This window comes from Microbulbifer sp. TB1203 (assembly GCF_030997045.1).
Lineage (GTDB): Bacteria > Pseudomonadota > Gammaproteobacteria > Pseudomonadales > Cellvibrionaceae > Microbulbifer.
Genome location: NZ_CP116899.1, coordinates 3,713,584 through 3,728,533, shown reverse-complemented (window position 1 = coordinate 3,728,533; position 14,950 = coordinate 3,713,584). Strand labels below are relative to the sequence as shown.

Below are 14,950 nucleotides of genomic sequence, written 5' to 3'. Positions count from 1 at the left end.
AAGCGGGCCCTAGGCCCGCCCCGTTCTCCCTCCAGCCACAAACAAAAACGGCCGCTCAAAGCGGCCGTTTTTAATTCCGGGACAGGGCAATCATTTCTCCAATAACAGCCCGCACTCCCTATGCTCCTCACCCTTGGTTGGGTCGAAGTAGACATCATTGTCCGGCAGGTCGTTCTCGTAAACGTACTCTTCCACATCCAGTTCCTTGAGGTGGAACATGGGGGCGACGCGGATGGTGCCGTGGCTGCCGGTGGTGAAGACATCCAGGTTCTTGCGGTGAGCGTTCTGGTCGTGGCGGATACCGTTCAGCCACACATCCGGCTTCAGCTCTTCCATGGCGCGGTTGAAGGGTTCGAGCTTCACGGTGCGCGAGAAGAAATCGTGCTCCGGTGTATCCAGCGCCGGAATGCCGCCGTAGACCGCGTTGTAGTGGGCTGCGGACATCTTGGGGGAGTAGGGGAACAGGTTCAGGCCGAAGTCCTTTACCACGCGCTCGATATGGCGGTAGGTCTCCGGGGTGTTGTAACCGTGGTCCACCCAGATCACCGGAATATCCGGTTTCGCCCGGGTTACCAGGTGAAGGAAGGCCACCGCCAGCGGGCGGAAATTGGTGAATACCACCGGGTTCTCCGCATGCTCAACGGTGAACTGCATAATCTCACTGGGCCTGGCATCGCGGAAACGCCGGTTGAGGGCATCCAGGTCGGCTCCGTGGTGAAAGGTGGGCCCCGGCTGGGCGAGGGCGGCACTACTGCTGGCGTTAAGTCCCATCTGGCTCAAGCTTCGATTGTGGAATTTGAAGCTGCATACTACTGGCCGCCAAGTCCATTTAGAAACAATAAAAAAGAGTGATCACTAAAGTTTTGGTTATATAAAAACCCGGGAACTCTATTCGCAGCGGAACTCCATCAACAGCCGGTTCTGCCCCGTCTCCCCGCAAGCTTCCCGGTCCACCTCCACAAAGTGGTGTTTTTGGCAGAAGTAGCGCGCCAGCAGATTCTCCTCCAGCACCACCACCCACAGCAGGGACCGGCCCTGTTTGGCCCGGGCCATCAGCGCGCTGCCGGTCCCCCTGTCCCGCGCCCAGGGGACGACAAACAGCGTCGCCAGTTGATCGTCTCCGCCCAGCGCGACGAGCCCGGTTATCTCCCGGGATTCGCTGTCCTGGTAGACCCAGGCAGTGTTCCCCTGCAGGCAGGACTGTCGGAAGTAGTCCGACTGACCTTCCCAGTAGCTCCGGGGCACCGAAGGATGTGCATCGCATACCACCTTCAACCACAGTTGTTCCAATACGTCCCAATCATCGCCACAAACCGCTCGAATCATGGTTACTCACCGTAAGTAACTACTTACTCCAAATCCTAACCTGTGCCGCTGCGGACGACTAACCGCAAATTTATACCCGGGTAATATTGATTAATAAATTTAACCCGGGTATAAATACCTTCAGCAAAACTGAGCCGGGAGCCAGCGCCATGAAGGAAACGATAGAAACAGAGGTCACTGCCTTTCTGAAGGAGCGCCGCATAGCCTCCGGCAGGCTGTCGGCAGTGGCTGCCGAGGTTGTGAAATCGGTGGCGGGGGAACAGCTATCCGATGTGCTGATTTTCGACAACACTGACAGCAGGATTGTCGAAGTGGACTTCCGCGGCGGCAGTGAAGAGGTTCTGCAGCGCCTGAAATCGCCGACACCGGAAGCGCCCGGAGACGGCCAAGCGCCACGGCGCAAACGCGGCCGCCCCAAACTCGGGGTGGTGGCCCGCGAAGTCACATTGCTGCCGCGCCACTGGGAATGGCTGGCCAGCCAGCCCGGCGGTGCATCGGTGGCGCTGCGCAAACTGGTGGAAGACGCCAGGCGCGATAACAGCCATCGGGACAGGGTCCGCCATGCCCAGGAGTCAGCTTATCGGTTTATGTCCGCTATGGCCGGCGACCTGCCGGGATTCGAAGAGGCGGCGCGGGCCCTGTTTGCCGCAGAGCCCGCTATATTTCGCAGCGAGATGGCATCCTGGCCGGAAGATATTCGCAGTCATGCAGAGAAACTGGCCGAAGTTGCTTTCACCAACGCGCGTGCGGCGGGGCGCGCTGAAGAGGCGGAAGGCCCATCCGAAGATTGATACGCCGGCAGCCACAACCATTCAATCTCTCCAGATCCGCAACATTGCCGATCGAACCTTGGGAGAAAAGTAAGTAACCACTTGCACACAATAGTGATCAGCGAGTCCTGATACGAATGTCGCTAAGATAAGCCGCTTCTCGCTGCAGGATGGGCACAAATCGGCAGGATTGCCGATGTGGACGCCGCAGGCGCCGCGAAGCGGGCGAGCGCCATGGATGGCGCGAGTTAACGAAGCGCAGCGACGGGCCCATCTTCCGGATTTCGATGGTCACCCTGCGCTTTGCCCATCCTGCAAAATCCAACCCTGCCGCCCCTCAAGTTGGTGCCACATTGAGTCCCGATGCTCGTCCGCACTGCCTCTCCGTAGACTTTCACGCCAGATGAAGTCACAAAAATGTAAAGTTTTGTGATGCGGAAAAATCGTTTGGTAGTAAAATACAATCATTCTCATTATTAATATTGATTAAATAACGCCCTAAACGATAATCTACGGAGACTTCATGAAGCGCTTTTCCTTGTCGCCCCTCTCTCTTGCCCTGGCGGCTGCTGTTGTAACCCCAGCCCTGGCTGACGAGCGTAACATCCACCTGGAGACTGTCTCGGTAATTGGCGATACAGAAGCCATTTCCAGCCTCCCGGGGTCGGCGCATCTGATCGATGCGGCAGACCTGGAGCGTTTCGAGTTTGTGGATATCAACCGAATGGTGCGCGAGGTCCCCGGCCTGTACCTGCTGGAGGAAGATGGCTACGGTCTGCGCCCCAATCTGGGTATTCGCGGCTCCGGTAGCGGACGCTCCGGAAAAATCTCACTGATGGAAGACGGAGTGCTGATCGCTCCGGCTCCCTACGCAGCCCCCTCCGCCTATTACTTTCCCACCGCCGGTCGGCTCAACGGTATCGAAGTGCTCAAGGGCCCGGCCACATTGCAATATGGTCCCTTTACCGTCGGCGGCGCGGTCAACATGCTGAGCACACCGATCCCCGGGGACGCCGCAGGTATGGTGCAACTGGAAGCCGGTGAATACGGTGAGAGGCGCCTGCACAGCTACTATGGTGCGAGCACCGACACCACCGGCTGGTTGCTGGAAACCCATCAGCAGTACGCCGATGGCTTCCGCGAAATCGACCGCGCCGACAGCGCCGATATCGCCAAAGAGGACTATCTGCTCAAGGGCAGACTGCGCTCCGCGGCGGACGCCAGTTACCAACAGCAGTTGGATATCAAGGTGCAGTATTCGGAAGAAGAGTCCGGCATGAGCTACCTGGGCCTTACCGACGCGGATTTCAAAAAAGACCCCAACCGTCGCTACGGCATCAGTGCTCTGGATGAAATGCAAAACCGCCATAGCGGCGTGCAGCTGAATCACAGTATCGCCCTGAGTGACAGCTTCTCCCTGCATACCCAGGCCTACTACAACAAATTCAAGCGCGACTGGTTCAAGACCAGCCTCGGTAGCTTGATCGATGCGGCCAATGAAGGCGATGCCGAAGCACAGGCCATTCTCGACGGGGAGCTTGATACCGGCTTCGGTATTAAGCACAACAACCGCAAATATGAATCCCGCGGCCTGCAAGTAAGCGCCAACTGGCAGCTGCAGACCGGCGGCCTGGATCACGACCTGACCTTCGGCCTGCGTCGCCACTGGGACGAGGTGGATCGCTTCCAGCCCTCGGAAAACTTCCGCCAGACCAATGGCGAACTGGTCTTTCAGGACATCAGTTTGCCGAGCTCCAGCAACAACCGGGTTGAAGAAGCCAGCGCCACTTCTTTCTTTGCTTACGATGAAATCCAACTGGCGGACAAGCTGACCCTGACCGCGGTCCTGCGCTACGAAGATATCGAAACCGAGCAGCAGCGCTACAACGACCCGGAGCGCAACGAGAAAGGCAGTAGCAAATCCAACCAACTGGACGAGTGGCTGCCGGGCTTGGGGCTGGTGTACGACTTAAATGATCAGTGGAGCCTGCTGGCCGGCGTGCATCGCGGCTTCGCCCCTCCCGGTGCCGGTTCCGACGACGGAGTGGGCGCGGAACTCTCCACCAACTACGAATGGGGTGCCCGTTTCAACAACGGCAGCCTGCGCGGTGAGATGATCGCTTTCTTCAGCGACTACGAAAACACCATACAAAACTGCTCCATCGCGGTACCGTGCCCGAACGACGCCGACAGCGGCAGCTACCAGTTGGGTGAGGCGGAGATCAAGGGTGTAGAGGCTGCTATTGACACCGATTGGGGCCTCGCCAATGGATGGGCCATACCATTGCGCGCCAGCTATACCTACACGGATGCGGAAATCACCAAGGATAGCGACGACGGCGACCTGCTCGCTGGCGACAACCTGGCTCACCTGCCGGAAACCGTCTTCGCCCTTTCCGCCGGCCTGGACAGCGGCGCTGCCTGGCGTGTCAATCTGACTGCGGCCTACCAGGACGAGATGTGCATCAATAACGAGTGCAATCGTGGCGGTACCGACCGGTTCGACCACACCGAATCCCTGTGGGTACTGGACGCCGCCGCCCACTACGATTTCAGCGAGGACCTGACCGCTTACCTGAAGGTGGACAACCTGTTCGACGAGCAGGCCATCGTCAACCGCGGTCCAGACGGCGCCCGCGCCAACCGCCCGCGCACCGCGACCCTGGGCATGAAGTTCGTCTTCTGATCCAGCCGCTACCGGCAACCAAAAAAGCCGCGGGCAACCCCCGCGGCTTTTTCATTTCTACCTGTAGGAGCGGCCCATGGCCGCGATCAGTCTATGCCACGAAGTGACGTCGATCGCGGCCATGGGCGGATGGCCGCCCCACCGCTCCTACAGGTCTTCCTTCATTTATTAGTCCAGGTTATCAACCCAAGTGCACAAAATGCGCCTTCAGGTAGCGCGTCTCCGCAATCGCCGGGTGCACCGGATGGTCCGCCCCCTGGCCACCACTGCTCAGCAAAGCCGCCGGCCGGCGCAACTTGTGCGCCGCGCCGCGCACAATATCCAGCAGCTCATCGGAGGAGAGGTGCATGGAACAGGAAGCGCTTACCAACAGGCCGTCTTTGGCGAGCAGACCAATGGCCAATTCGTTGATATGGCGGTAGGCGGCGGCGCCCGCCTTTTGGTCCTTGCGCCTTTTGATAAAAGCCGGCGGGTCCAGTACCACAATGTCGAACTTCTCCCCGTCGGCGGCCATGGCCTTCAACACATCCACCGCTTTGCCGCGCACGGTCTGCAATCTGTCGGCGAGATTGTTGTGCTCGGCGTTGGCACGGCACCAGTCAAGCGCCTGCTCGGAAGCATCGACACAGGTGACTTGATCCGCACCGTGAACCAGCGCCTGCACGCCCCAGCCGCCGGCATAGGAAAACAGATCCAAAACCTTCGTTCCCCTCACCCACTGGTTCAGCCGCGCGCGATTGTCCCGATGGTCGTAGAACCAGCCGGTCTTCTGGCCCGCATGCACCGGCGCCAGCAGCGGCACGCCGTTTTCCTCGAAGGGCACCATTTCCGGAACTTCGCCGAAGACCACTTCATTCACCAGCGGCATCTCCTCCATGGCGCGACCCTGGTGATCATTGCGCAGCAGTATGCCCTTCGGCTGAACCAGTTCGATCAGCATCCCGATCACCTGTTCCAGCAGACACTCCATGCCCCAGTTGCTCACCTGCACCACCAGGTAGTCGCCGAAGCGATCCACCACCAACCCGGGCAGCCAGTCGGAGTCCCCGTACACCAGTCGATAGCTGGGGTGGTCGAAATAGCGCTGGCGCATCCCGAGCGCCGAGTGCAACCGCTGGCGCAGCAGTTCGCCTTCCAACGGGCCGTCCCGTGACACCAGCCGGGCACAGATCAGCTGGCCGGGATTGACGAAAGCGGTACCGAGCGCCTTGCCGCGGCTGTCGAGCACCAGGCACTGGCTGCCGGGTTCGATGCCTTTCAGGGGAGAGCGGCCGGTGTCTACCTCATTGCTGTAGACCCACAGGTGGCCGCGTTTGAGGCGCCGGTCGGCGCCGGATTTCAGGATCAGTTGCTGTTGCACGCTCGGGGCTCCGGTTAGCTGCCGGCTGCACCGGCGAGGGGCGCAATTGTTGGTCGCCGCAGAATGCTTTGCAAGGGGTGGCGACTCGACGACCTACGCCCGTGGGGAAGCGGCTTGGCATATGGCAGTTTTTGCTGTGTATTTGTCATTACTGCCAGATTGTTTTGTGGAACTCTATGCCCATGGAAACTCCGCCGATAAAGGTCGCTATGGTCGTCTATCCCGGCGCCCAGTGCCTGGATATCACCGGCCCGCTGGAAGCCTTCTCCCTGGCCAGCCGGCAACTGGTAGAGGAGGGACGCCGCCGGGAGCCGGCCTACCGGATAGAGCTGTTGGCGGAGGAGGCCGGCCCGGTCCCTATGTCCTCCGGCATTACACTGACTGCCGATAAAGCCTACCGGGAAGCGGGGGACATAGACACATTGCTGATCTGCGGCGGCATGGGAGACAGCACCCGCGGCCAGCAGGACAACGGCGATCTCCTCCATTGGCTACGGCAAATGGCACCGCGGGTCCGGCGCCTGGGATCGATCTGCAATGGTGCGCTGATCCTCGCCAGCGCCGGCCTGCTGGACGGCCGCCGGGCCACCACTCACTGGCTGGATGTGGAAGAGCTGCAGACCTTCGCCGACATAGCCGTGGACCCGGATGCCATCTATGTGCGCGACGGCCCCGTATACAGCTCCGCCGGAATAACCTCGGGCATCGATCTGGCCCTGGCGCTGGTGGAGGAGGACTTGGGGCGGCAGTTGGCGCTCGCCGTGGCGCGGAGACTGGTGCTCTACCTGAAACGTGACGGCGGGCAGAAGCAGTACAGCGCGCATTTGTCGAGCCAAGTGAAAAGCGATCAGTTCGGCTCTTTGGTGGAGTGGATTCACGGCAATCTGCACAGACCGTTGACAGTGGAGGAGCTGTCCCAGGCCGCCGCCATGAGTCCACGCAATTTCGCCCGGCGGTTTTTTCGGGAAATGGGCGTCACACCGGCCCGATTTGTGGAGCGGGCACGGGTAGAAAAGGCCAGACAATTGCTAGCCGGACAATATCTTCCCCTGGAAAGGGTGACGGGGCTTTGTGGATTCCGCTCACAGGAGCAACTGCGCAGGGCCTTCCGGCGCCAACTGGGCGTACTGCCCAGCGACTACCAAAAGCATTTCAATCCATAAAAGCAGGGAAAACATGTTCAAAAAGAAACCGGAACAGAAAAATCCTGACCACAGTTTGCATAGCGATTTCGTTATTCTCCGCCACTGGTTTCGCCGACGCGGAAAACCGGAAACTCCGGGCGGCCGAATTTACCCCCGACGGTCAGTTGATACGCCCGGGAAATATCGATCAATGGATCTTTCTCGGCGCCACCGTGGGACACGGCTATCCGGATGGTGAAAGTCGCTCCTTTAGCCTGAACAGCCCGGGAATGATTCAAATCGTACAGATGGAGCCGGGTGCCTACCGGTACCTGAAACAGCACGGCAACTACGCCGACGGCACAATGCTGTCCCTGTCCTTTTACAACACCCAGGAAAAACCTTCCCCGGCTGTGGATGGTGTAGTGCAAAAGGATCTCGCGAGTTTCGAAATCCATATCCTGGATCGGGAGAAATATTCTGACAAACGCGCCTTTTTCCTGTTCCAGAATGGAGATAACACCGCCGGCATGATTCCGAAAGGCAATGCCTGCATCGACTGCCACGAGAAAGATGCCGAATATGACGGCACCTTTGTCCAGTTCTATCCGGTACTCAGGGATCGGCTGCTGCCGGAGGGTTTGTAACAAAACAGTCGGGCAAGAGGCTGTTGTTCGGATAACGAATACTTTGTGTCAGCGTCTGTTCATTTGAGTGGGAACGCCGATACAAGGTCGATGCCCCGCTGTATCCATTCAGCGACCGCGGCCTCAAATATGAGGAGCCACTGCTGGCTGCGGACAACCGCGACCAAAAATAGCCGCTTCTGGCAAAACGTATCTGGTGGGAGAGGCGCCAACGATTGCGGACCTATTCGGGCTAGGGTTTCGGCAGCGTCTCTACGACGGCATCGCGCCGGAGTTAGACCTGGGAGAAAGCTTCCGCACAGCACCCGTAAGCAAAGTCCCGGTACTGCTGTTGAGCGGCACCCTGGATGGCAGAACCACTATCGAGAGCCAAAAAGAAGCAGTATCCGGGCTCGCCAACCTGACCAGCATTACCGTGGAAAACGCCGGACACAATCTCTTTATGACATCCAGTGAAGTCCAGGAAGTCATCGATCAGTTTATGCAAGACCGTCCCATAGAAAAGACCACAATCACTATTAGTCTGCCGAATATGGCGCCGATTAATGAGTAAAAATCGGTCGGCAGCGGCAGGAAAATCCCGGAACAATTAAAAAATCGTTTGATATTGCCGGCATATGCACACGCATTCAGAGGGAAGTATGGGTGAGAACAAAACTTCCCGGTGGAGAATTTGGGAAGGCCTGAACAAGCCGTCATCCCGGCGAAGGCCGGGAACCAGCTCCTGGGACTCATTGGGGCTGCTGGATTCCGGCCTTCGCCGGAATGACGAAAGACTACTTATTCAGAGCTTCCTTAGTAAAAATTAAAAAGAAATTATCGTGATAAGAAGAAATAGGATTCTGCTGGTAACTGTGTCTCTGGCGATATTTTTAGGCTGGCTTCTGTGGCCGGCTTACCAGTTCTTCGCTTATAACAAGGGATCGCTGCCGCTGCCGCCGTTCGGATGGTTGGAGTTGCCGCGGGACAACCCCTCGGTTCAGGAACTCTATGACCCGGCCTACGCGGCTGCCGGAACCCTGTCACTGGATGTTATCGAAAAACATCGCGAGAAAATCGCGTCTCCGGCAATTTCCGCCGCCGTCTCCGGCTGCGGAAAACTGTTGTGGGCGGGTGCCGTCGGTTGGTCGGATATCGAATCCAAGACTCCGGTGACAACCCGGACACGCTTTCGAATCGGCAGTACCTCCAAGGCGCTCACGGGAACCGGACTGGCGCGGCTGGTGGAGACCGGTCGCATTGATCTCGACACCCCTATTTCCAACTACCTGAATCCGCTGCCGAACCCGCAGTGGGCGGATATTACGCCGCGCCAACTGGCCTCGCATATGGCTGGCCTGCCGGATTACAAAGAGAATCGCGATTGGATGGGGCTCTACCACACTCTGGCACTGCGGGATCACTACGACAGTATGGTGGAAGCGCTGGATGTTTTTGATGGCAGTCCGCTTTTGTACCAGCCGGGAACCCGGTTCCACTACACCAGTTTTCACTCTGTGCTGCTCGGCGCGGTGATGGCGAGCGCGACACAAAGACCCTATCTCGAGCTGATGCAGGAGGAGGTGTTTGTGCCCAGTGGAATGAGTGCCACCATTCCAGCCCCCGTAGGAGGTGACTACAAAAACCATATCGCCACTCCCTACAAAAGTAACGGCAAACCCGGTGCGGAGCACCGGGTGCGTGAATGGCGCCGGGTAGACCTCAGCCATCGGTTGCCGGGCGGTGGCTTCGCTTCGACTTCGTCCGATTTGGTTAAGCTGGGTATGCGCTATCTGGACGACGAATACCTCTCCGCGAAAACCAGGGAGACCTTCTGGACCCCACAGCGGCTGCCGGATGGCAGTATCAATCCGCAGAACTACGCGTTGGGCTGGCGTATTCACGAAATGGAAGTGCCGCAAGCCGGCACGGTTCGCTATGCCAACCACGGCGGTGTATCCCGCGGTGGACAAAGTTATCTGATGCTGCTGCCGGACTATCGGATGGGGGTGGCGGTCAATATCAACCGCAAGACAGATGTGTTCTGGGACTTCGGCAGTGTGTCACTGGAAATTGCCCGGGCGTTTATTCAAAATCGGACGGCCGGCAACTGCAGTTGAGGATAGAGCGGGTGCTCTCTTCTATGCAGCCTCAAGATCTTTCCAGCGGCCGCGGTTGTAGACATCATGGATTGACCTGCCCAGCCTCGACATCGTGGGTTATGTTTGGAGGCTGGAAAGAACCCTAAACACAGAGCCACATCGAGGGGGCAGGTCATGCAAGAGTTTAACAATATCTACGTCGGTTTGGATGTTCACAAGAGCAGCATTGCGGTTGCGGTGGCCCGGGAAGGGCGGGACAACCCGAAGTACTTGGGAGAAATTGCGCACGACAGCACCTCTATCCGCAAGCTGCTCAAGCGCTTGAGCCCCAATGGTGAGGTACTGAACGTCTGTTATGAAGCGGGCCCCACCGGCTACGGGCTGTATCGCGAGCTGACCAACCGGGGCCATGAGTGCGACGTGGTAGCGCCATCGCTGATCCCCCGCAAGCCGGGGGAGCGGCTAAAGACGGATCGCCGGGATGCCCAGATGCTGGCGCGCCTGCACAGAGCTGGAGAGCTGACCCCGGTGTGGGTACCGGACCAGGAACAGGAAGCCATACGCGATCTGACCCGCGCGCGGGAGGACATGAAGGCGATAGAGCTGAAATCCCGCCAGCGACTGGGCGCCTTCCTGCTCCGGCACGGTAAGGTTTACCAGGGGAAGAGCCGCTGGACCCAGGCCCATTGGCGCTGGCTGGAGGAAGTGAAGTTTGACAGTCCCGTCCAGCAGATCGTCTTGCAGGAGTACGTCGATGCGGTCAGTGCGGCTCAGCAGCGGGTAGAAGACCTGGAGAAGGTCATGCGCGAGGCGCTGCAAGGTTGGACATTGCAGCCGGTGGCGGAAGGCCTGATGGCCCTGCGTGGTGTCGACGTGGTTACCGCGATGACGATCCTGGCGGAGCTGGGAGACATCACCCGCTTCGACTCCCCACGGGAACTGATGGCCTATCTTGGCGTGGTACCCAGCGAACACTCCAGCGGGGAGAGTCGTCGCCAGGGCGGCATCACCCGCACGGGCAACGGCCACGTGCGGCGGGTACTGGTGGAATCAGCGCACAGCTACCGCTACCCGGCGCGCAAGACACGCTGTATCCAGCGGCGGGCCGAGAAGACCTCAGACCGGGTGCAGGCCATAGCTTGGGAGAGCCAGAAGCGCTTGTGTGGGCGTTACCAGAAGCTGCTGCAGGCCGGCAAATTGAAGAACGTGGTCGTCACAGCGATAGCCCGCGAGCTGGCGGGTTTTATCTGGGCGATCGCCTGTGAAGTAGCCGGCAAGCCGCACGGCAGCAAGGTTGTGGCATGAACTGTTGTTAGTGGCTTCGGGTCAGGGCATGGGAGGCCGGTGAGGAGAACCCTAGAGGCTCCTATGTGGCGCCCTTCGAGCCCGGAGGGTGACCCACGACAGTAGAGAAAGGCAGCTCCGCGACGAAGTGAAGTCAGGTCGGTAACCAACCCACGCATATCAGAATGATCCACCGTCGCAAACAGCCTTTCATGTCCTGACCCGAAGCCACTGACAGAGAGGAACAACGGAAAATGCAGTGCCAATAGTTGACAGGTCAATCCATATCAGGAGCCTGCTTGCAGGCGAACATTCCTGAGCTCTGAATCAATCTCTCGTATATTCGCCTGCAAGCAGGCTCATACAGAGAGTCAAGAGTGATTCGTATTGCCCACAAAAAAATCCCCTCTGCAAACAGAGGGGATTTTTCATTGTGGAATTACTGGGTATTAATCAGTAACTCGGTTTCTGCGAAAGTCTGTTCACCATCGCCGTGGCTGAGTATTCCCAGCGCGCGGGTGCCCGGAGACAGGCCCATCCATTCCACTTCAACACTGTCGGTATTGCCGACTTCGGCAGCGGGCGCTGTTATAACGGTATTGCCGGCGTCGCCAGTCAGGTTGAAGTTAAACAGGGTATAGGGAGTCGGCCCTGCGGCACTGGCAAAATCAATCACGAATACTGCGTACTGACCGGCTGCAGGTGCCGGAATATTGACTTCCTCTTGCGAGGTGGGGGTTCCACTGCTGCCTACAAACGGAAAATCGGGTCCGGGGCCGAATACCTGCAGGTCAAGGTCGTCGGAACCATCGCCAGCACCTACATCTTCATCGAACAAAGCCACTCGGGCCAAGTTGGTTCCTTCGGGGATATCAAAGAAGATCAGGTTGTTTTCTCCATCTTCCACTGCGCCAGGGAAAGGCGCACCTTCGGCGAGGCCGTTGATATTTACCTGATAGGCGCCGTTGTAGCCGAATTGCACATCAAAGCTCAGAGAGCCATCGGTGCCGCTGCCAGCCAATTCCGCCGGTGCGGAAATAGGGACCGGGCGTACGGCGATGGGGCTGCGCACCGAATGGAAGCCGGCAAGGGAGCTCCAGGTCAGGGAGCCGAAGGCCCAATCTCCGAATACCGCACTGTCGGTGGCAGTGAAAGTGACGGTATAGCTGGCGGTTTCCCCTTCTCTGAGGTGCATAAACCGTGGGCTCACCTGTACATCCACGCCCTCCGGTGCGTCCACCCAGGCCCAGTACCAGCCGGGGCCCGGGGCCACGTTGGTCACTTTGCGGGTAACGGCTTGACTGCCGACCAACTCGCCTACAGCGATCGAGGCCAGATTGAGGTCACTGGAATCGAAGGAATAGCCTTGCGAGGCGAGGCTGTCACAGTCGATAAAATCAAACTCCGGTTGATTTTCGGCACCGCATAGAAAGGCGGAATAATCTTCCAGCCCTGCATCGTATACCAGTCCGGGGAAAAGCGCCGAAGTCGCCTGCACCATTCCGGCCCCCATATCGAAGGGATCGGCAGCTTCCGGTCCGAAGGACTTGCGCAGGTTTGTGCGCGCGGTGGTCATCAACGCGGACTTGGCCATGGCCGGGGTCCAGTCCGGGTGGACCTGTTTCAGCAGCGCCATGATGCCCGCGACGTGGGGGCTGGACATGGAGGTGCCGTTCTTCGAATCGAAAAGGTTGCCACCGCTCAGTACCGGGCTGGTGCCGGCGATGATGCCCACGCCGGGGGCGGTCACATCCGGCTTGATGATGTCCGGCGCGCCGGCGTTGGCGCCGCGGGAGGAGAATTCGGCGATGCGATCGACCCGCGCTATCTGGATTTCCGGGCTCAGGGTGCCGGCGGTATCGCTGGTTTCGGCGATCAGTGCGCCATCCATATGACGGATCATAATGCCGGGGATAGTGGTGTCCGGTGCCGACATCACCAGCGGGTCTACGCGGTCCGGCGCGGTGCCGTCGTTGTACACGACGATCGCCTGGGCACCGGCGGCGGCGGCTTCGTTGTACTTGGTGCTGAAGGGACAGCCGCCGCGAATCACCAGCGCTATCTGCCCGGCCATGGCGTCGCTGTTGGCCAATGGTGTACAGGCTTCCAGCGGCTCCGCGGCCACCACTGCGGCGGAGATGGCTCCGCTATCGGCCAGGGAGACGGGACCGCTTCCTTCCAGGCCTTCGTAGGTGGCGGCGATTTCCGCCGGTGCATCCACCCGCAGGCCGGTACCGAAACTCTCATCGTCCTCGGCGGCAGCCACTGAGGTTACCCAGGGCGCGCCGGACGGGGTGCCGATGGTTTCCGGCCCGGGACCCTCATTGCCCGCGGATACGGAGACAAAGACGCCGGCGTCCGCGGCAAACAGGAAGGCGATATCGTCCGGGCCGTTGAAAGTGGTGCTGGGGCCGCCGATGGAGAAGTTGATCACGTCCACGCCGTCAGCTACCGCCTGGTCGATGGCGGCCATGGAGTCGGAGGAGAAGCAGCCGCTGTCGTCCGGGTCCGGTGCGTCCCAACACACCTTGTACACGGCGATGCGCGCGCGCGGTGCCATACCGCTGACGGTTCCCGCGGGCTCGCCGTCGATCTCAGCCGCTACGCCGTAGTTGCCGCCAGCAGTGGTGGCGGTGTGGGTACCGTGGCCGCCGGCGTCACGGGCGGACAGGAATTCGTAGTCCGCCAGGGTGTTCGAGTTCAGGAAGGCGTCGGAAAAGGACTGAGCCTTGAGCAGTTTATTGTTGCACTCGAAGGGCTGGTCCTCTCCATTGGCGTCGGTATTGCCGAAGTCGCAGCCGGTGCCGGTAAAACTTTCCGGCGCTGCATCGTAGGGAATTCTGCGGCCGCGATCGCCCCGTTTCGGGGTGGGGACGTCCGCCACACTCGGGTGCTCCGGGTGGATGCCGCTGTCGATTACCCCGATCACCACGTCTTCGCCGGTCACTCCCCAAAGCCAGGGGCCGTGGACGCCGGTGAGGCCGAGAAAATCCGGGGTGGAATTGGTGTGCGGCTTGAGCAGCCGGTCTTCCCAGACACCGAGCACATCCTTGCGCGCGCGCAAGGCTTCCGCCTCTTTGGGGGTCATCTGCGCAGCGAAGCCGTTGAAGGCTACTTTGTAGTCATAAATTTTGCGCGCGCCGGGCACCGCGGCCAGCGCCTGTTGGCGGCGCGAGGCGAGGAAGCCGGCATAGTTTCGGACATTGGTGCTCTGCAGATTGATCTTTTGATTTTTCGACGGCTTGGTGGCCGCGAGGCCGGGGATGCTGCCCTCGTAGGCCGCCAGCGGCTTATCCGCCAGTTGGACGATATAGACCTTGCGGCTCTTTTCGGCTTTCGGCGTCAAGGACGCCTTGCTGGGCTCGGCGAAGCTGCCGGCACTCAGCAGCAGCCCCGCGAGCAGGGTGGATACAGCGGTTATTTTCATTGTGGATTGCCCCATGTTGGATTTCCGTTGGGGAAACGGAAGCGGCCGACGGCGTGGACAATCCGGAGAAACGACGGCCAGTTGTTACAAAGCCGGTTTATTCGGTACAGCGGGCCAGTCCTTCAACCCTTCCTCCGGCAGCCTTCATACTCATACAGGGTGAGCTGGCGGATCTTTATTTCCCGTTCTGTGCTTTTACTGCAATGGGGCGCGCAATTCAATGCATTGGCGGAGGATTAGTCTTC

At 59.5% G+C, this 14,950-nt stretch carries 11 protein-coding genes; 7 read left to right on the top strand and 4 right to left on the bottom strand.

Annotation, left to right across the window (positions count from 1 at the left end; translation table 11 throughout):
* Positions 1-90: 90 nt before the first annotated feature.
* The gene (locus tag PP263_RS15730) at positions 91-771 is read right to left on the bottom strand and encodes a phosphoadenosine phosphosulfate reductase family protein (protein ID WP_308364622.1); all 681 of its coding nucleotides are present in this window, start codon (positions 769-771) and stop codon (positions 91-93) included.
* Between the two features lie 117 nt (positions 772-888).
* Positions 889-1,326: a GNAT family N-acetyltransferase gene (locus tag PP263_RS15725; RefSeq protein WP_308364620.1), complete on the bottom strand. Its 438-nt coding sequence runs from the start codon at positions 1,324-1,326 to the stop codon at positions 889-891.
* Between the two features lie 149 nt (positions 1,327-1,475).
* Here PP263_RS15725 and PP263_RS15720 point away from each other — a divergent pair, with 149 nt between their 5' ends.
* Positions 1,476-2,117, top strand: coding sequence for a DUF2239 family protein (locus tag PP263_RS15720; RefSeq protein WP_308364619.1), 642 nt, complete (start codon positions 1,476-1,478; stop codon positions 2,115-2,117).
* A 502-nt stretch (positions 2,118-2,619) separates the two neighbouring features.
* Entirely contained in the window at positions 2,620-4,782 is a 2,163-nt protein-coding gene (locus PP263_RS15715) for a TonB-dependent receptor domain-containing protein (RefSeq protein WP_308364618.1), read from the top strand.
* A 181-nt stretch (positions 4,783-4,963) separates the two neighbouring features.
* On the opposite strand, the gene PP263_RS15710 is transcribed toward PP263_RS15715, so the two are convergent.
* A complete protein-coding gene (locus PP263_RS15710; protein WP_308364617.1) occupies positions 4,964-6,142 on the bottom strand; it encodes a class I SAM-dependent rRNA methyltransferase in 1,179 nt (392 codons plus the stop codon).
* Positions 6,143-6,318: 176 nt separating this feature from the next.
* On the opposite strand from PP263_RS15710, the gene PP263_RS15705 reads away from it, so the two are divergent.
* From PP263_RS15705 to PP263_RS15685, 5 genes are all read left to right on the top strand, one after another.
* Positions 6,319-7,305: a GlxA family transcriptional regulator gene (locus tag PP263_RS15705; RefSeq protein WP_308364616.1), complete on the top strand. Its 987-nt coding sequence runs from the start codon at positions 6,319-6,321 to the stop codon at positions 7,303-7,305.
* 251 nt (positions 7,306-7,556) lie between these two features.
* Positions 7,557-7,913, top strand: a complete 357-nt coding sequence (locus PP263_RS15700; protein ID WP_308364615.1) for a cytochrome P460 family protein — start codon at positions 7,557-7,559, stop codon at positions 7,911-7,913.
* A 196-nt stretch (positions 7,914-8,109) separates the two neighbouring features.
* Entirely contained in the window at positions 8,110-8,466 is a 357-nt protein-coding gene (locus PP263_RS15695) for an alpha/beta hydrolase (protein WP_308364613.1), read from the top strand.
* Between the two features lie 268 nt (positions 8,467-8,734).
* Positions 8,735-10,012, top strand: a complete 1,278-nt coding sequence (locus tag PP263_RS15690; RefSeq protein ID WP_308364612.1) for a serine hydrolase domain-containing protein — start codon at positions 8,735-8,737, stop codon at positions 10,010-10,012.
* Positions 10,013-10,168: 156 nt separating this feature from the next.
* A complete protein-coding gene (locus PP263_RS15685; RefSeq protein WP_308364611.1) occupies positions 10,169-11,299 on the top strand; it encodes an IS110 family transposase in 1,131 nt (376 codons plus the stop codon).
* A gap of 418 nt (positions 11,300-11,717) precedes the next feature.
* Here the strand turns inward: PP263_RS15685 and PP263_RS15680 are convergent, their stop codons facing one another.
* Entirely contained in the window at positions 11,718-14,705 is a 2,988-nt protein-coding gene (locus tag PP263_RS15680) for a S8 family serine peptidase (protein WP_308364609.1), read from the bottom strand.
* Between the last annotated feature and the right edge of the window lie 245 nt (positions 14,706-14,950).